Here is a 16,095-nt window from a genome sequence, read left to right on the forward strand (position 1 = left end):
GGCGGGGCGGGGCCGAGAGGTGGTCAACTCAGTTCACTCTACCGGATTGTTTACGTCATGGCAGATCCATTCTCCCGTACCAATTCTCATCAGCTTGTCGTGGTGGGTGACAGTGGCAATCGTCGGTGGCGGGGCAACGGGTGTACAGTTCTGCCGTGACGGAAGGCGGCGCACAAGGGTTCGAGCTGCTGTCCAAGCCTTATACGTTGGAGGAGCTGACGATGATGCTGGCGAAAGCATTGCGCGGTGCGGTGTAATCCGATTCTAACGTGAAACGGCCAAGAAAGATGGCTTTGGCGTTCTTCCTGGCATCGTGTCTGCTATAGCTGGCTGCGGGACATAAAACCGGGCCGCCGCAACTCCGTCGACCGCATTCAGCGCCTAAGCCCGATGCCGGAAAGGTATCATGGCCAACCAAATCGGCATTTTTCACGATCAACTTATTTTCCTAGCCTCACATAGCTGAGGAGAGGAACGGGGCGATGACACGCGTTACCATCAACGCCATCGAGACAATCATTCTAGATGTGCCGACGATCCGGCCACACGTGCTGTCTGTCGCAACGATGCAGTCACAGACGATGGTAATCGTCCGACTGCTCTGTTCCGATGGAATCGTTGGCTTTGGCGAGGGAACAACGATTGGCGGCCTCAGCTACGGAGCTGAAAGCCCTGAGAGCATCAAGTTGACGATCGATCGCTACGTCGCGCCGGTGCTGATTGGCAGCGACGCGCGTCCTGCGTCGGCGATGGCGATGCTGCGTCGGCATATCGTGGCGAACCATTTCGCCAAGAACGCGATCGAAACCGCTTTGCTCGATGCGCAGGGAAAGCGCCTCGGCGTGCCCGTCAGTGAACTATTGGGCGGGCGACTGCACGATCGGCTGCCCGTGCTGTGGACGCTGGCAAGCGGCGATACGGATCGTGACATCGCAGAGGCAGAGGATATGCTGGCGCGGGATCGACACCATGCCTTCAAGCTCAAGATCGGCAAACGCCCATTCGAGCAAGATGTCGCGCATGTCGCCGCGATCAAACGGGCGCTGGGCGATCGCGCCAGCGTGCGGGTCGACGTCAACCAGGCATGGAGTGAAGCGACGGCAAAGCGCGCGCTTCCGATGCTTGCTGATGCAGGGGTCGACCTGGTCGAGCAGCCGATCCCCGCGACCCAGAATTTAGGCATGGCCCGGCTGACCCAGATGGGCTGCGTCGCTGTCATGGCGGATGAGGCGCTGCACGGACCGGAAAGCGGCTATTCGCTCGCCTGCGGACATGCCGCAGACGTCTTCGCCATCAAGATTGCACAGGCGGGTGGACTGTCAGCGGCTAAGAAGCTGGCCGGCATCGCGGAGGCTGCTGGAATTGCGCTCTACGGCGGCACCATGTTGGAGGGCGGCATCGGAACAATCGCTTCCGCCCACGTGTTTTCCACCGTTGGCGCGCTTGAATACGGCACCGAGCTGTTCGGCCCGCTGCTCCTGACCGAGGAACTGCTCGCCGAACCTTTACGATACGAAGCGGGCTCGCTCGTGCTGCCGACCGCGTCAGGTCTCGGTATTGAGCCGCGAGCGGAGGCAATCGCCGCGCTGCGTCGTGATCGGCCGTTACGTACCACGGTAGTGATGCCACTTCAGGCGGTGGGTTGAGACGATGTTATTCCACGTAACTATGGACGTGCGCATCCCGCACGATGCCGATGCCGGGATGATCGAGGCTCTCAAAGCCGAGGAGAAGGCGCGCGCACAGGATCTCCAGCGACAAGGCATATGGCGTCATCTTTGGCGCGTCGCTGGGCGCTACAGCAACGTCAGCATCTTCGACGTGCCCGGCAATGCAGAACTTCACGATCTGCTCAGCACGCTACCGCTGTTTCCGTACATGGAAGTGAAGGTCACCGCTTTGTGCAGGCATCCATCGTCGATCCATGACGACGATCGCTGACCAATCATTAAATAAGACGCCAAGGAGAGGAACGATGAACGAGAATTTCGTGCAGACACCGGAGGTACAGAACCTCCTCCATCGCGCCAGCGGCGGAACCGTCGAAGGCGGTGATCCGCGCATCAAGGCGATCACGCGCGATCTCGTCGAGGCGGTGATGATTGCCATCGTCAAGTACGACATCACGGAGAGTGAGTTCTGGTCGGCGATCAAGTTCTTCCAGGACGGCGTGAAGGAATTCGGGCTCATCGTTCCAGGGCTCGGCCTCGAGCACTTCATGGACCTCTACATGGACGCCAAGGATAAGGAGGCCGGCCAGAGCGGTGGCACGCCACGGACCATCGAGGGGCCGCTTTATGTCGAGGGTGCGCCGCTCGTCGAAGGCGACGTGAATCTCAGCGATGACCCGGACGAAACCGGTACCCTCTACATGACCGGTGAAATCAAGGGGCCGAAGGGCGAGACGCCTGATGGCGCAATCCTCCACGTCTGGCACGCCAACTCGCACGGCTTCTACTCGCACTTCGATCCCACCGGAGCTCAGACGCCGTTCAACAATCGCCGTCGGATCAAAATCGGACCGGACGGCCGCTATTCCTTCCACTCGAAGATGCCGAACGGCTATTCGGTTCCGCCCGATGGCACGACGGAGCGGCTACTGAAGTCGATCGGCCGCCACGGCAATCGTCCGGCGCACGTCCACTTCTTCGTCGAAGCACCCGGATACCGTGCACTGACGACGCAGATCAACTTCGGCGACGATCCCTTCGCCAATGATGACTTCGCCTTCGCTACGCGGGAAGGGCTGCTGCCTGTGCCGCAACGCCAGGGAGACAGTGCTTACGTCGCGTTCGATTTCGAGCTTCAGCATTCCGCCTCCCACGAGGACGGCGTTTTCTCCGCCCGCACTCGTGCGGCAGCCTGAGACCGGAGCGGCGGTCAGATGAACAAGGTGTACGACACGCCAGCCGCCGCGCTGGATGGACTACTCTTCAATGGCATGACGATCATGTCGGGCGGGTTTGGGCTCTCGGGTAATCCCGAGAGCCTTATACCGGAGATACGCGCCAGCGGCGTTCGCGATCTCATCGTCGTCTCCAACAACGCCGGCGCCGATGGCTTCGGATTGTGGATGCTGCTGGAGACGCGGCAGATCGGAAAGATGATCTCGAGCTACGTCGGCGAGAACAAGCTGTTCGAGCAGCAGTATCTCTCGGGCGAGCTGGTGCTGGAGCTGACGCCGCAGGGTACGCTTGCCGAGCGGATACGCGCGGGCGGAGCGGGTATCCCGGCTTTTTTCACGAAGACCGGGGTGGGCACCGTCGTTGCAGAAGGTAAACCCGTCGAAAGCTTCGACGGCGAGGAATATGTCCGCGAAACTTGGCTGCGCGCGGATCTGTCGATCGTGAAGGCCTGGCGTGCCGACACGGCCGGAAACCTCATGTTCCGCAAGACGGCGCGCAACTTCAATCCGGTGATGGCCACCGCAGGCAGGGTTACCGTGGCGGAGGTCGAAGAGATCGTGCCGCCGGGCACCTTTGACGCGGACTGTATTCACACACCCGGCATCTACGTGGACCGGATCGTGAAGAGCACCATCAACGAGAAGCGGATCGAGAAGCTGACCATTCGCGAGCGGGAGGCCGTCTGATGCCGTGGAGTCGTGACGAAATGGCCGCGCGGGCCGCGCGTGAATTGCGCGACGGATACTATGTCAATCTCGGTATTGGTATTCCGACACTGGTCGCCAACCATATCCCGCATGGCATCGACGTGACGCTGCAATCGGAGAACGGCATGTTGGGCATGGGACCGTTTCCCTTCGCAGGTGAAGCCGATCCTGACCTCATCAACGCGGGCAAGCAAACGATCACTGCGCTACCGACCTCATCGTTCTTCTCTTCCGCTGACAGTTTCGCGATGATCCGCGGCGGCCACATCGATCTGACGGTACTTGGAGCAATGGAAGTCAGCGAGGGAGGCGACATCGCCAACTGGACCATCCCCGGCAAGATGGTGAAGGGGATGGGCGGTGCGATGGATCTCGTCGCCGGCGTCAAGCGCGTGGTTGTCGTGATGGACCACGCGAACAAGGCCGGCGAGCCGAAGATCTTGCCGACGTGTAGTCTGCCGCTGACTGGCAAGGCGTGCGTCGATCTGATCGTCACCGACCTTGGTGTGATCGCCTGTGACAAGCCTGGACTGCGCCTTGTCGAACTGGCGCCTGGGGTCACAATAGAGGAGATTGGCGCGAAGACCGGTGCTGCGCTTGACGTGTCGGCAGCGCAGGCGCGCGCCGCATGACCGAAGCGTTCGTATGCGACGCCGTGCGCACGCCGATCGGGCGTCTGAACGGCAGCCTTTCGACCATTCGCGCCGACGATCTGGCGGCCGTCCCGCTTGCGGCTTTGGCGGCGCGCAATCCTTCGATCGACTGGGCGCAAGGCGACGATGTTATCCTCGGTTGCGCCAACCAGGCGGGCGAGGATAATCGCAACGTCGCGCGAATGGCGCTGCTGTTGGCCGGACTGCCGGATGCTCTACCCGGAGCGACGGTCAACCGGCTTTGCGGGTCCGGGCTGAACGCAGTCGGCATTGCCGCGCAGGCGATCAGGTCGGGGGACGCCGAACTGATCGTCGCCGGTGGCGTCGAGAGCATGACGCGGGCTCCCTATGTTCTGGGCAAAGCGGCAGAGGCGTTCGATCGCGGGCAGCGTATCGAAGACACCACGATGGGCTGGCGTTTCGTCAATCCGGCGATGCGCGAGGCTTATGGTGTCGACACGATGCCGCAGACCGCCGAAAATGTAGCGGCGCAGTGGCAGGTTACGCGCGAACAGCAGGACGCATTCGCGCTTGCCAGCCAGCACAAGGCGGCAGCAGCCCAGGCCAACGGCCGCTTGGCAGCAGAAATCGTGCCGGTCACGATCCCGCGTCGTGGAACTGAGCCGATCGTTTTCTCCGCCGACGAACATCCGCGCGCGAGTAATCTCGAGGGGTTGGCCAAGCTGAGGCCGGTCGTTCGAGCCGACGGGACGGTGACCGCAGGGAATGCCTCAGGTCTGAATGATGGCGCCGCAGCGATGCTCATCAGTTCGAAGGCCGCCGCAAAGCGACACGGCCTCACGCCGCGCGCGCGCATTCTCGCAATGGCCTCGGCAGGTGTTGCGCCGCGGATCATGGGCGTCGGGCCGATCGAAGCGGCGAACAAGCTGCTCGCGCGCACCGGATTGTCGATGGCCGATCTCGACGTGATCGAACTGAACGAGGCTTTTGCGGCCCAAGCCATCGCCGTGCTTCGCGATCTCGGCGTCGCGTCCGACGATCCGCGCGTAAACCCGAATGGCGGCGCGATCGCTTTGGGTCATCCCCTCGGCATGTCGGGTGCCCGGATCGTGATGACAGCGGTCGAGGAATTGCACCGCACGAGAGGCCGCTATGCTCTGGCCTTCATGTGTATCGGCGTGGGGCAGGGCATCGGCCTTTTGCTGGAACGCGTGTGATGGAGCGCATGAGCCTGGGTGACGGCTGCACGCTCGCCTATCGTCTCGAGGGGGCGGTGGATGCTCCCGTCCTCGTTCTGTCCAACTCACTTGGCACCGACATGGGTATGTGGGCGCCCCAGCTTGATGCCCTCAGGGCAAAGTTTCTCGTGTTGCGCTATGACCAACGCGGGCATGGTGCGTCCGATGCGCCGAAAGGTGGCTACAGCATCGACCGGCTCGGTCGTGACGTGGTGGAACTGACTGAAGCGCTCGGCATCCAGCAGTTCCACTTCTGCGGCCTCTCGCTCGGGGGCATGGTCGGTCAATGGCTCGGCGTGCGTGAGAGCACACGGTTGGACCGATTGATTCTGGCAAATACCACTGCTTACATGGGACCACCCAGCGGGTGGGATGCCCGGATCGAAGCAGTGCTTAGGGATGGCATGGCACCGCTCGCCGATGCCTCGATCATGCGCTGGTTCACCCCTGACTTTGTCGCCTCGTCGCCTGAGGCGATCTCGCCGATTGTTACTATGCTGCGGCAGACAAGTCCTGTCGGCTATGCTGGATGCTGCGCTGCGATCCGCGACATGGATCAGCGGCGGACAGCGGCACTGGTAGAAGTACCGACGCTCGTCATTGGCGGCAGCGCGGATCCGGCAACTCCCCCTGAACATGCGCGCGCGCTGGCTACGACGATTTCGGGCGCAGCCTTGCGCATAGTCGATGCGGCTCATCTCTCGAATGTCGAGCAGCCGAGTGAATTCACAGCCGCGGTGCTCGATCACCTCACAGGCTGATTACCGGGCGCGCCGATCACGGACGAGCGCACAGAAGCCGGCGACCACGGGTGAACGGTTGTCGCGACGATACGCAAGGCTGAGCTGTGTCTGCGGTGCGTCGCCGAGGAATGGCCTATAGGCTACGCCGGTTAGCTGCGCCTCGGAGGCTGACTCGGGCACGATGGACACCCCCGCGCCAACCGATACGAGCGACAGTGCGGTCTGGATCTCAAGTGTCTCCTGCGCGATCGTCGGTGTGAATCCTTCGCGGCGACACAGCTCGAGAATGTGATCGGCAAAACTCGGACGCGGGTGTCGCGGATATATCACGAAAGGGCGCTGGGAGAGATCGCTCAATGCAATGTGGTTCTGCTGCGCGAGCGTATCTTCCTCCGGTAGTGCGACTGCAAGCGGCTCGCGCTGCACGACCTCGCTGACGATTTCCGGATCACCAATCCCAGGTCTCGCGAAGGCAACGTCGATCGAGCGATTAATCAAAGCGATCCTCAGTTCCGCAGTATTCAAAGCGTGCAGCACCAGCTCCACGTCAGGATGTGCGGCGCGATAGCGGTTAAAGACACCCGGCAGGATTGAGTATGTTGCTGAGCTGACGAAACCCACCTGAATAACGCCGACCGTTCCTTCCGACGCACGTTTTGCGACGCGCGCAGCATCAGCGACGCGCGCGAGAATGTCGCGCGCGCGTGGCAGCAACGCGTCGCCGGCGGCAGTCATCTCGATCGCGCTGCGGGTGCGGTCGAACAGCAAGGCACCTATTCCCGCTTCCAGATTCGCTATCTGGCGACTGAGCGCGGGCTGGGCGATGTGGAGACGTTCGGCGGCACGGCCGAAGTGCAACTCCTCCGCCACGGCGAGGAAGTAACGCAAGCGGCGCACGTCGATCCCCGGTGTGGTCGCGGCAAGCGGTTCGGTCGACGTCAGGTTGCGGGCCATACCTTTTATGTGCGTGACTCGTGCGGCGTGGGCAATACCGTTTCGGCATCAGGATGTGCCTATATTATATTTGCGGGTCATCGCTCGGTGGAACACTCTCCTAGGATCAAAGAGCCCCTCTAGGGGCCTGTTCGAGGAAGAGGTGTCATGTTGGAAGTGCAACACGCTCCGTCACAATCCGGTCGTCGCGTCAAATTGCAGGCGGTGGTTACCGGCGTGACCGACCGCGGCATCGTCCAGTTCGATTTCGTCTACGGCGATCCTGACCTAAGCGTCGAGCTGGTGCTACCCGTCGCCGCTTTCCGTGAATTTTGCGGTGAGAACCGCTGCCTTGTCACCGCCGCTGACCCGGCAGAGAGCGCTGCCGTGCTGCGCCTTGTCGCGGGTTCATCGGCTCCCGTCCGTACCGTCGGAGCGCTTGCATGAACATCGATATCCAGGCCGAAGCGATCACGCCGCGCCGGCAAACCTTTTCGCACATCGCGCGTCGTTTCGGGGTCGACAAAGCCGCCTCACGCTATGAGGAAGCGACATTCGACGTTCAGCCAGTGACAAATTTTCATTATCGGCCGACTTGGGATCCCGAACGCGAGCTTTTCGATCCGCGCCGCACCGCAGTCGAAATGGCGGATTGGTATTCCTTCCGCGATCCACGCCAATTCTATTATGCGACCTACAACATCAATCGTGCGGCGATGCAGCAGTCATTCGACGATGCTGTCAGTTTCGTCGATAAGCGCGACTTGATCGGGAACGTCGACGCGGACTGGCTCAAGGTCTTTGCTGGCTATCTCCTGCCGTTGCGCCATGTCGAATGGGCGGCAAACATGAACTGCCAGCTGATCGCCGACTGGGGCTATGGCACGCAGATCACGTCGGCAGCGTCATTTTGCGGCACCGATCGACTCGGGATCGCGCAGATCATCTCGCGTATCGGCCTGGTGGTCGGTGCCGGCACCGACGAGGCGCTCGTCGCAGCCAAGGCGGAGTGGATGGAGGCGCCGGAATGGCAGCCGATGCGTCGGCTCGCTGAAGACCTGCTCGTGGTTCGCGACTGGTTTGAGGTTTTCGTTGCCCAGCTCGTCGTCCTTGATGGTTATGTGTATCCACTGGTGACGCAGGCTTTCGACCGCGCCGGGGCCGCGCATAACGGTGCACCCCTATCGATGATGACCGGCTTTCTTGCCGACTGGTATGCCGACAACAGCCGGTGGACCGATGCCGTCATCAAGACGGCGGCAGCGGAGTCCGGGGGCAATCGAAAGGTACTCAAAGACTGGTTCGACCGCTGGACCCGCCGAGCCGAAGAGGCGGTGCGGCCAATCGCAGACAGGGTGCTCGGCGATCGCGGGTTGCTTGCGGTTGCGGAAGCTGCGGCCGATCTGCGTAAGCGGATGATCGGCCTCGGCGCGCTGGGCGAGAAGGAACTGGCGGCGTGACCCAGCAGCAGCCCGTATCGATCACCTTGCAGAACTCGCAAGAGGGGGCTGCGATCGCTGACGCGATCATGGCCGACAACCCCGGTGCCCAGCGCCGATCCATGCACGCGATGACCAAAATCGACTGTCCGGGTCGGCTCGAGATCCGCGCCAACAGCGTGTCAGAGCGGCTCGGCCGAGACTGGGACCCGCAGGAAATCCATATGTCCGTCATCTCGTTGTCCGGCACGGTCGACGAGGATGATGATTACTTTGCAGTTTATTGGAGGCAGTGATGACAGCCCGCAAACTGAATCTGAAGCAGAAGTACGGTCACTTCACCCGTGGCCTGGACTGGGAACCGAGCTACCAGAACAAGGACGACATCTTCCCCTTCGCGAAATACGAAGGGATCAAGGTGCATGACTGGGACGCTTGGGAAGACCCTTTCAAGCTGACCATGGACGCCTATTGGAAGTTCCAAGCGGAAAAGGAGCGCAAGCTCTACGCCGTGATCGATTCGATGGCGCAGAATAACGGTCAGCTCGGCATCACCGATGCGCGCTACCTCAATGCGGTGAAGCTCTTCATCCAGGCCGTGACGCCGCTGGAGTACCAAGCGCACCGACACTTCGCGCATCTTGCGCGTCATCTACCGGGGGCGGGTCTCCGCGTCGCCGCGCAGATGCAGTCGATCGACGAGCTGCGTCACTGCCAGACGCAGATTCATACGATTAGCCACTACAACAAGTTTTTCGACGGCATGCATGACTTCACCCACATGCACGACCGCCTATGGTATCTGTCGGTGCCGAAATCGTTCTTCGACGATGCGAGCACGGCAGGACCATTCGAGTTCCTGACCTCGATCAGCTTCGCCTTTGAATATGTGCTGACCAATCTCCTGTTCGTGCCGTTCATGTCGGGCGCCGCCTATAATGGCGACATGGCGACGGTCACGTTCGGCTTCTCGGCGCAGTCGGATGAGAGTCGGCACATGACGCTGGGGCTGGAGGCGGTGCGCTTCCTGCTGGAGCAGGACGAGGCCAATGTACCGATCGTTCAGGGCTGGATCGACAAGTGGTTCTGGCGCGGATACCGTCTCCTGACGCTCGTCGGCATGATGATGGATTACATGCTGCCCAAGAAGGTCATGTCCTGGGCAGAGGCTTGGGAAACCTATTACGAGCAGGCAGGTGGCGCACTGTTCGCCGATCTCGCCCGCTACGGTATCCGCGAACCAAAGTATGCGGAAATCGCCAAGAAGGAAAAGGGCCACATCTCGCATCAGGCGTGGACCATCTTCTACAACTATACCCATGCGGCCGCAGTCCATACTTGGGACGTCGACGACCAGCACCTGGCATGGCTGCGTGAGAAGTATCCTGAAACGTTCGAACAGTTCTACGAACAGCGCTATCTCAAGTGGCGTGATCAGGCCAATCAGGGCAAGCGCTTCTACAACAACGGCCTGCCGCAGCTCTGTCAGGTGTGTCAAGTCCCGATGGCATTCACTGAAGTGGATGATCCGACTACGATCAGCTTTCGTGTCTCTGAGTTCGGTGGTGACAAGTATCATACTTGTTCGGACGGCTGTAAGGACATATTCGATCACGAGCCGGAAAAGTTCTCGCAAGCATGGCTCCCGGTGCATCAGATCTTCCAGGGCAATTGCGGCGGCGCGACCGTTCCTGAGGTGTTGGACTGGTACCACGTCAATAAGGGCGCCGATAACATGGATTATGCCGGTTCGCCCGAAGAGGCCCAGTGGGAAAAGTGGATGGAAGGGCGTCGCCCTGCGCCACCTTTTGCAGCCGCAGCAGAATAAGGAAGGGACATCAAATGCCCACAGCCGCTCTCCATTCCGGCTACTCGGGGCCGACCCGTGATCGCGTGGAAAATTTTCACGGTGCGCAGCTCGTATTCGTACATTGGGAAGGCCATAACAATTTCTGTTCGGCCATCACCCTTCCGCTTCCGCGCGACGTACCGTTCGGAGCCCTGACGGCCGAGATCCTCCCGTCACTCTATTCCATCGATCCGGATTGGGCGTCCGTGGATCTCGGCCGGGCACGTTGGATGCTCGACGGGGAGAACTGGTCGCCATCGCCCGAAAAGAGCCTCGGTGAGCTGGGGGTCGGCCATAAGTCGCTGATCCGATTCTGGACTCAAGAGGGCGGCAACGCCTAACGCCATGGCAACGCTGACGATCGAACCCACTGGCGACACTGTAGAGGTGGCGGAGGGCCAGACCTTGCTCGACGCCTGCCTTCGTGCCGGCCTCTATCTGCCGCACGCCTGCGGCCACGGCCTGTGCGGCACCTGCAAGGTGTCCGTATTGGAGGGGGAGGTAGCTCACGGTGCCGCCAGTTCGTTCGCGCTGATGGATTTCGAACGTGACGAGGGCGCAACGCTCGCCTGTGTCGCGACGATACAAGGCGACGTGACGATCGAGGCGGACATCGACGACGATCCCGATGCACGGCGCATTGCGGTCGCGGATCATGTCGGCACGGTCAGCAAGCTCGAAATGCTGACACCCGATATCTTGGGCGTGTGGCTGGATGTTGCGGGCGAGGGCGTGTTCTTTCAAGCCGGCCAGTATGTCAACTTGTCGATCGACGGCATCGAGGGGACAAGGGCTTTCTCGATCGCGAGCAGCCCGGCCGAGGCTAACATCGTCGAGTTGCACGTTCGCCTCGTGCCTGGTGGAAAGGCGACGACGCATCTGCACGAGCACCTGAAGGTCGGCGATCAGATCCGCTTCGCGGGTCCGTTCGGCCGTTTTTTTGTCCGCCGCTCGGCAAACAAGCCGCTGATCTTCCTCGCCGGTGGCTCCGGATTATCCAGTCCCAAGAGCATGATACTTGAGTTGATCGGCCAAGGCTACGATCAGCCGATTACCTTGATACACGGGGCGCGTCGCCCGCACGATCTCCACTATGCCGATTTCTTCCGCAAACTCGCCGAAGGGAATCCCACGTTCCGCTATGTGCCTGTGCTGTCACAAGCAGAGCCTAAGGATGCCTGGGAAGGCGAAACTGGATACGTTCACGAAGCCGCTGAGCGTCTGTTCGCTGGCCGGTTCACTGGCCATCAAGCATATCTTTGCGGTCCACCGCCGATGATTGAGGCGGGGATCGGCGCGTTGATGAAGGGGCGCCTGTTCGAGCGCGACATCTTCGTCGAGAAGTTCGTTACCGCGGCCGATGCCGAGAAATCAGTACGATCTCCGTTCTTCAAGAAGCTCTGAGTAAAACAACAACCGGAACGCGAGCCGGCGGCTGATGCCGCTGATTGGAAACTTGCGTCCCAAGCAAAGGGGGGAATGTCGTGAAAAACCATCTTCTTGGCGCAGCCGCGATCGTGACTGCTACAGCCGCAACGCCGGCGCTGGCGTCTGAAGGCGGCCGCACCGCCTATCCAAACGGCGCTGAGGCGCTCACTATCGCTGCGCTTCCGCCACCCGGAACGTACCTCCTCAATTACGGCTATTACTACACCGCAGATCGCCTGAACGATGACAACGGCAACAGCGCGGGGCCGCCGGACTTCTCGGTCAATATCGTCGGCGACATTCCGCGCTTTGTCCACGTCACCAATTTCAAGGTGCTTGGCGCATCGGTCGCGATGCAGGCGTTCGTGCCGATCATCAACGTCAACGTCCACGCCGGAGGTGCGCGGCAGAGCAAGTTCGGCATCGGCGATATCATCGTCAATCCGCTCGTGCTCGGCTGGCAACGCAAGAATACCTTCTTTGTCGCAACGATGGACACGTTCGTACCCACCGGCAGCTACAAGCGCACCAATCTCGCTAATCTCGGTAACAACTACTGGACATTCCAACCGGTGCTCGCGGTGACCCACTTCAATCCCAGGGGTCCTGGCCCAGAAGTGTCGCTGAAGCTGATGTACGACTTCAACACGAAGAACCGGGATACCAACTACCGCTCCGGCCAAGCCGCACACGTTGACTTCGCTGCGGCGTATAATTTCAATCCCCTTACGGTGGGCATCACCGGTTATTATTTGAAGCAGACGACGGACGACAAGGTGAACGGCGCGCGTGTCGGCGTTAACGGCAACAAGGGGGAGGTTTTTGCGCTTGGACCGCTCGTCCGTTATCAGGCGGGCAAGGTGCCGATCGCCTTTCAGTGGCAGCATGAATTGTCGGCAACCAACCGTACACAAGGTGACAGTTTCTGGTTGAAAGCGGCGTTCCGTTTCTGATTGACGCGGTTCATCGCGCATTGGTTCGTCGGGTTGCGCCTCTACCGTTGCTGGCCGCCGAAGCTGCAGATTTGACATTAGGATAGCGCAGCGTCGCGGGGGGTATGAACCGCCCTGGGTTCGTCGGAGGCTACAACTTCTGAGAAGGTGGAGCCTATATAAGCAAGACGACGAACAAGTGCGCGCCTGAGGTCCGCGAGCGAGCGATACGGATGGTGCGGGATCACGAGCGCGATCACCCATGGCGATGGGCGGCGGTAGATTCCATTGTCGAGAAGATCGGCTGCATTACGTAGACGGTGCATGAGTTGGTAAAGAAGGCGGAGGTGAACAGCGGCAAGCGCGCTGGCGTCCCGACCGAGGTCGCTGACAAGATGAAGGCGCTGGAACGCGACGTCCGCGAGCTGCGACAGGCCAACGAGATCCTGCGCAAGGCGTCGGCATATTTTGCCCAGGCGGAGCTCGACCGCCCATTCCGGCGATGATCGCCTTCATCGACGATCACCGTAAATCCTATGGGGTCGAGCCGATCTGCCGCGTCTTGCCGATCGCCCCATCGACATATTTCGAGCGTGTCGCGCAGCGGCAGGATCCAATGCGCCTGTCGGCGCGGGCACAGCGGGATCAGGTTCTCAAGCCCGAGGTGGCTCGCGTGTTCGCCGAGAACTTCGCGGTCTACGGCGTCCGCAAGGTCTGGCGGCAGATGATGCGCGAGGGCTTCCCGGTCGCCCGCTGCACCATCGAGCGGCTGATGCGCGATATGGGTGTGGATCGGCGTGGAAAAGGGACCCCGGTAGCGGGGTGATCGGCGTCGAAAAGGGACCCCTCATCCCGTTGGTCTAGGCTGTTCGCTTGGCGGTGTGTCAGGCGGCGAGATCGGGATGCTGGTATTGGAGACGGTGTTGAGGATCCGGCGCGAGCACGCGTCGGGGAAGGCCATCAAGGCGATAGCGCGGGACCTGCACCTGTCGCGCAAGGTGGTGCGCAAGGCGATCCGGGCGCCGGAAGCGGACATGGGGTATCGGCGGGAGGTACAGCCGCTGCCGAAGCTGGGGCCATTTCAGGCGCGACTGGATGCGTTGCTGGAGGAAGATGAGGCACGGCCGCGGCGCGAGAAGCTGCGCCTCACGCGCATCCACGACCTGCTGCTGCGCGAGGGGTTCGACGGCTCGTACGACGCGGTGCGGCGTTATGCGGCCCGCTGGCGCCGGGCGCGACGTCGCGATGTGATGAATGCGCCGGCGTTCATCCCGCTGCTGTTCCGGCCGGGCGAGGCTTACCAGTTCGACTGGAGCCACGAGGACGTGGAGATTTCGGGCAAGCCGATGCGGGTAAAGGTCGCGCATGTCCGGCTATGCGCGTCGCGGGCAATGTATGTGCGAGCCTATCCCCGCGAGACACAGGAGATGCTGTTCGACGCGCATGCGCGGGCGTTTGCCTTCTTCGGAGGTGTGCCGACGCGCGGCATCTACGACAACATGAAGACGGCGGTCACGAGCGTGTTCACGGGCAAGGAGCGTGTCTTCAACCGGCGCTTCCTGGTCATGGCCAACCATTACATGGTCGAGCCGACCGCCTGCTCGCCGGCGTCGGGCTGGGAGAAAGGTCAGGTCGAGAACCAGGTGCAAACCGCACGCGGCCGCTTCTTCCAGCCACGCCTGCGATTTACCAGCCTCGAGGAGCTGAACGGTTGGCTGGAGGCCGAGTGTCGGCGCTGGACAGAGTTGCACCAGCATCCCGAGCAGAAGGAACTGACGGTTGCTCAGGCCTGGGCTGCCGAGCGCAGCGTGCTCCAGCCTGTTGTCGCACCCTTCGACGGCTTTCATGAGAGCGAGCATGCGGTAAGCGGCACATGCCTCATCAGCTTCGACCGCAACCGCTACTCCGTTTCTGCCAGGGTGGTGCGACGTGCCGTTCAGGTCCGCGCCTATGCCGACCGCATCGTCGTGCGCTGCGACGGGGAAGTCGTCGCCGACCATCCCCGGTTTTTCGGCCGGGACCGGACCATCTACGACCCGTGGCATTATCTGCCGGTGTTGGCGACCAAGCCGGGCGCCCTGCGGAACGGCGCGCCGTTCCAGGGCTGGGAGCTGCCGCCTGCGCTGGCACGACTGCGGCGCAAGCTTGGCGTCGGTGACGATGCCGACCGGCGGTTCGTGCGGGTGCTGGCCGCGGTGCTCGACGACGGACTCGAGGCGGTGGAAGCGGCCGTGCGCGAAGCATTGCTGGCCGGCGTCGCCAGCGACGACGTCATCGTCAACATCCTGGCCCGCCGGCGCGAACCGCCGCGACCGCTGACTATTGTCACGCCAGAAGATCTGGCGCTGCGCCATCCGCCCCGCGCCGACTGCAACCGCTATGACAGCCTGCGAGGCCTCCATGCAGCGGCATGAGATGATGACGGCCATGACCGAGTTGGGGCTGAAGGGCATGGCTGGCGCTTTCGACGAGGCGGTCACTACCGGTCTCCAGCGCAAGCGCACGACCATGGAGGTCCTGACCGACCTGCTGCGTGCCGAGGCGACGCACCGCCATGCAGCCTCGGTCCGTTACCGGATGTCGGCCGCCAGGTTGCCCGCGGTGAAGGACCTCGACGCCTTCGTCTTCGGCGACACTCCCATCAACGAGGGACTGGTGCGCTCGCTGTACAGCGGCTCGTTTCTTCCGGGCCGACGCAACGTCGTGCTGGTCGGTGGAACGGGTACCGGCAAGACGCATCTCGCCACCGCCATCACCGCCAATGTGGTACGAGCCGGCGCCCGCGGACGCTACTTCAACACAGTGGACCTGGTGAACCGACTCGAGGAGGAAACGCGCCTTGGCAAGGCCGGCACGCTGGCGGCCCAGCTCTCGCGCCTCGACCTCGTGGTGCTCGACGAGCTTGGCTACCTGCCGTTTGCACGCTCGGGCGGTCAAATGCTCTTCCACCTCGTCAGCAAGCTCTACGAGCAGACCTCCGTCATCGTCACCACGAACCTCGCCTTTGGCGAGTGGCCGACCGTCTTTGGCGACCCCAAGATGACCACCGCACTGCTCGACCGTATTACCCACCATTGCGACATCGTCGAAACCGGCAACGACAGCTGGCGCTTCAAACATCGAAGCTGACGCCCAGGACCACCGGCAGAGAACGCTTCGCGCTGGTTGCGCCTCCGGTCGGGCTACGCCCGCCCTACGCCGCAACCAGCGCGAACGGTGCACCCGTCATACCCGTAACGCTGCTCGACGAAGGGGGTCCCTTTTGGACGCCGATAGGGGGTCCTTTTTGGACGCCGATTGACACGA

Annotated in this window: 17 protein-coding genes, 1 pseudogene and 1 other annotated feature; of the genes and pseudogenes, 17 read left to right on the plus strand and 1 reads right to left on the minus strand. The window is 61.8% G+C overall.

From position 1 onward, the window contains the following. Positions 1-482 precede the first annotated feature (482 nt). Genes PPZ50_RS08245 through pcaD form a run of 7 tightly spaced genes read left to right on the plus strand, consistent with a single transcriptional unit; the run spans position 483 to position 6,226 of the window. A complete protein-coding gene (locus PPZ50_RS08245) occupies positions 483-1,646 on the plus strand; it encodes a muconate/chloromuconate family cycloisomerase (RefSeq protein WP_272815805.1) in 1,164 nt (387 codons plus the stop codon). Between the two features lie 4 nt (positions 1,647-1,650). Beyond that, positions 1,651-1,941 carry a muconolactone Delta-isomerase gene (catC, locus tag PPZ50_RS08250; protein ID WP_272815806.1) on the plus strand — a complete coding sequence of 97 codons (291 nt, stop codon included), beginning with the start codon at positions 1,651-1,653 and terminating at the stop codon, positions 1,939-1,941. A gap of 34 nt (positions 1,942-1,975) precedes the next feature. Continuing rightward, complete coding sequence (locus tag PPZ50_RS08255; protein ID WP_272815807.1) at positions 1,976-2,866, plus strand: dioxygenase family protein; 891 nt, start codon at positions 1,976-1,978, stop codon at positions 2,864-2,866. A gap of 18 nt (positions 2,867-2,884) precedes the next feature. Continuing rightward, positions 2,885-3,592 (plus strand): CoA transferase subunit A, encoded by a 708-nt coding sequence (locus PPZ50_RS08260; RefSeq protein WP_272815808.1) that lies wholly within the window; start codon positions 2,885-2,887, stop codon positions 3,590-3,592. Further along, positions 3,592-4,245, plus strand: coding sequence for a 3-oxoacid CoA-transferase subunit B (locus PPZ50_RS08265; protein ID WP_062126707.1), 654 nt, complete (start codon positions 3,592-3,594; stop codon positions 4,243-4,245). Before PPZ50_RS08260 ends, PPZ50_RS08265 begins: the two co-directional genes overlap by 1 nt. After that, a complete protein-coding gene (gene pcaF / locus PPZ50_RS08270; protein ID WP_066549303.1) occupies positions 4,242-5,444 on the plus strand; it encodes a 3-oxoadipyl-CoA thiolase in 1,203 nt (400 codons plus the stop codon). The genes PPZ50_RS08265 and pcaF overlap by 4 nt, the downstream gene beginning before the upstream one ends. Positions 5,445-5,452: 8 nt before the next feature. Next, positions 5,453-6,226: a 3-oxoadipate enol-lactonase gene (gene pcaD / locus PPZ50_RS08275; RefSeq protein WP_272815809.1), complete on the plus strand. Its 774-nt coding sequence runs from the start codon at positions 5,453-5,455 to the stop codon at positions 6,224-6,226. Here the strand turns inward: pcaD and PPZ50_RS08280 are convergent, their stop codons facing one another. Beyond that, a complete protein-coding gene (locus PPZ50_RS08280) occupies positions 6,227-7,162 on the minus strand; it encodes a LysR family transcriptional regulator (RefSeq protein WP_272815810.1) in 936 nt (311 codons plus the stop codon). It abuts the gene before it with no gap. Positions 7,163-7,309: 147 nt separating this feature from the next. Between PPZ50_RS08280 and PPZ50_RS08285 the strand changes: the two genes are divergently transcribed. The 10 genes and pseudogenes from PPZ50_RS08285 (at position 7,310) to istB (ending at position 15,918) form a co-directional block, all read left to right on the plus strand. Beyond that, entirely contained in the window at positions 7,310-7,588 is a 279-nt protein-coding gene (locus tag PPZ50_RS08285; RefSeq protein WP_062126698.1) for a phenol hydroxylase subunit, read from the plus strand. After that, positions 7,585-8,601 carry an aromatic/alkene monooxygenase hydroxylase subunit beta gene (locus tag PPZ50_RS08290; RefSeq protein WP_272815811.1) on the plus strand — a complete coding sequence of 339 codons (1,017 nt, stop codon included), beginning with the start codon at positions 7,585-7,587 and terminating at the stop codon, positions 8,599-8,601. Before PPZ50_RS08285 ends, PPZ50_RS08290 begins: the two co-directional genes overlap by 4 nt. Next, positions 8,598-8,876, plus strand: a complete 279-nt coding sequence (locus tag PPZ50_RS08295; RefSeq protein WP_062126692.1) for an MmoB/DmpM family protein — start codon at positions 8,598-8,600, stop codon at positions 8,874-8,876. The genes PPZ50_RS08290 and PPZ50_RS08295 overlap by 4 nt, the downstream gene beginning before the upstream one ends. Beyond that, a complete protein-coding gene (locus tag PPZ50_RS08300) occupies positions 8,876-10,408 on the plus strand; it encodes an aromatic/alkene/methane monooxygenase hydroxylase/oxygenase subunit alpha (protein ID WP_272815812.1) in 1,533 nt (510 codons plus the stop codon). Before PPZ50_RS08295 ends, PPZ50_RS08300 begins: the two co-directional genes overlap by 1 nt. 14 nt (positions 10,409-10,422) lie before the next feature. Then, positions 10,423-10,770 carry a phenol hydroxylase subunit P4 gene (locus tag PPZ50_RS08305; protein ID WP_062126686.1) on the plus strand — a complete coding sequence of 116 codons (348 nt, stop codon included), beginning with the start codon at positions 10,423-10,425 and terminating at the stop codon, positions 10,768-10,770. A gap of 4 nt (positions 10,771-10,774) precedes the next feature. After that, complete coding sequence (locus tag PPZ50_RS08310; protein ID WP_272815813.1) at positions 10,775-11,833, plus strand: NADH:ubiquinone reductase (Na(+)-transporting) subunit F; 1,059 nt, start codon at positions 10,775-10,777, stop codon at positions 11,831-11,833. A gap of 80 nt (positions 11,834-11,913) precedes the next feature. Beyond that, positions 11,914-12,810, plus strand: coding sequence for a SphA family protein (locus PPZ50_RS08315; RefSeq protein ID WP_272815814.1), 897 nt, complete (start codon positions 11,914-11,916; stop codon positions 12,808-12,810). 299 nt (positions 12,811-13,109) lie between these two features. After that, a pseudogene (locus tag PPZ50_RS08320) lies at positions 13,110-13,603 on the plus strand (IS3 family transposase); the annotation flags it as partial. Then, positions 13,250-13,366: a sequence feature (AL1L pseudoknot), on the plus strand. It overlaps the preceding pseudogene by 117 nt. Before the next feature lie 88 nt (positions 13,604-13,691). Then, positions 13,692-15,203, plus strand: a complete 1,512-nt coding sequence (gene istA / locus PPZ50_RS08325) for an IS21 family transposase (protein ID WP_272815363.1) — start codon at positions 13,692-13,694, stop codon at positions 15,201-15,203. After that, positions 15,190-15,918, plus strand: coding sequence for an IS21-like element helper ATPase IstB (gene istB, locus PPZ50_RS08330; RefSeq protein WP_066691143.1), 729 nt, complete (start codon positions 15,190-15,192; stop codon positions 15,916-15,918). Before istA ends, istB begins: the two co-directional genes overlap by 14 nt. Positions 15,919-16,095 lie beyond the last annotated feature (177 nt).

Source organism: Sphingomonas hankookensis, from assembly GCF_028551275.1.
Taxonomy (GTDB): Bacteria; Pseudomonadota; Alphaproteobacteria; order Sphingomonadales; family Sphingomonadaceae; genus Sphingomonas; species Sphingomonas hankookensis_A.

Bases quoted from the DNA above. Each gene is read 5' to 3' on its own strand.
- istB (WP_066691143.1), top strand. From the start codon at position 15,190: ATGCAGCGGCATGAGATGATGACGGCCATGACCGAGTTGGGGCTGAAG.
- catC (WP_272815806.1), top strand. From the start codon at position 1,651: ATGTTATTCCACGTAACTATGGACGTGCGCATCCCGCACGATGCCGAT.
- PPZ50_RS08280 (WP_272815810.1), bottom strand. From the start codon at position 7,162: ATGGCCCGCAACCTGACGTCGACCGAACCGCTTGCCGCGACCACACCG.
- istA (WP_272815363.1), top strand. From the start codon at position 13,692: ATGCTGGTATTGGAGACGGTGTTGAGGATCCGGCGCGAGCACGCGTCG.
- pcaF (WP_066549303.1), top strand. From the start codon at position 4,242: ATGACCGAAGCGTTCGTATGCGACGCCGTGCGCACGCCGATCGGGCGT.
- PPZ50_RS08245 (WP_272815805.1), top strand. From the start codon at position 483: ATGACACGCGTTACCATCAACGCCATCGAGACAATCATTCTAGATGTG.
- PPZ50_RS08285 (WP_062126698.1), top strand. From the start codon at position 7,310: ATGTTGGAAGTGCAACACGCTCCGTCACAATCCGGTCGTCGCGTCAAA.
- PPZ50_RS08310 (WP_272815813.1), top strand. From the start codon at position 10,775: ATGGCAACGCTGACGATCGAACCCACTGGCGACACTGTAGAGGTGGCG.
- PPZ50_RS08265 (WP_062126707.1), top strand. From the start codon at position 3,592: ATGCCGTGGAGTCGTGACGAAATGGCCGCGCGGGCCGCGCGTGAATTG.
- PPZ50_RS08300 (WP_272815812.1), top strand. From the start codon at position 8,876: ATGACAGCCCGCAAACTGAATCTGAAGCAGAAGTACGGTCACTTCACC.
- PPZ50_RS08260 (WP_272815808.1), top strand. From the start codon at position 2,885: ATGAACAAGGTGTACGACACGCCAGCCGCCGCGCTGGATGGACTACTC.
- PPZ50_RS08305 (WP_062126686.1), top strand. From the start codon at position 10,423: ATGCCCACAGCCGCTCTCCATTCCGGCTACTCGGGGCCGACCCGTGAT.
- PPZ50_RS08290 (WP_272815811.1), top strand. From the start codon at position 7,585: ATGAACATCGATATCCAGGCCGAAGCGATCACGCCGCGCCGGCAAACC.
- pcaD (WP_272815809.1), top strand. From the start codon at position 5,453: ATGAGCCTGGGTGACGGCTGCACGCTCGCCTATCGTCTCGAGGGGGCG.
- PPZ50_RS08255 (WP_272815807.1), top strand. From the start codon at position 1,976: ATGAACGAGAATTTCGTGCAGACACCGGAGGTACAGAACCTCCTCCAT.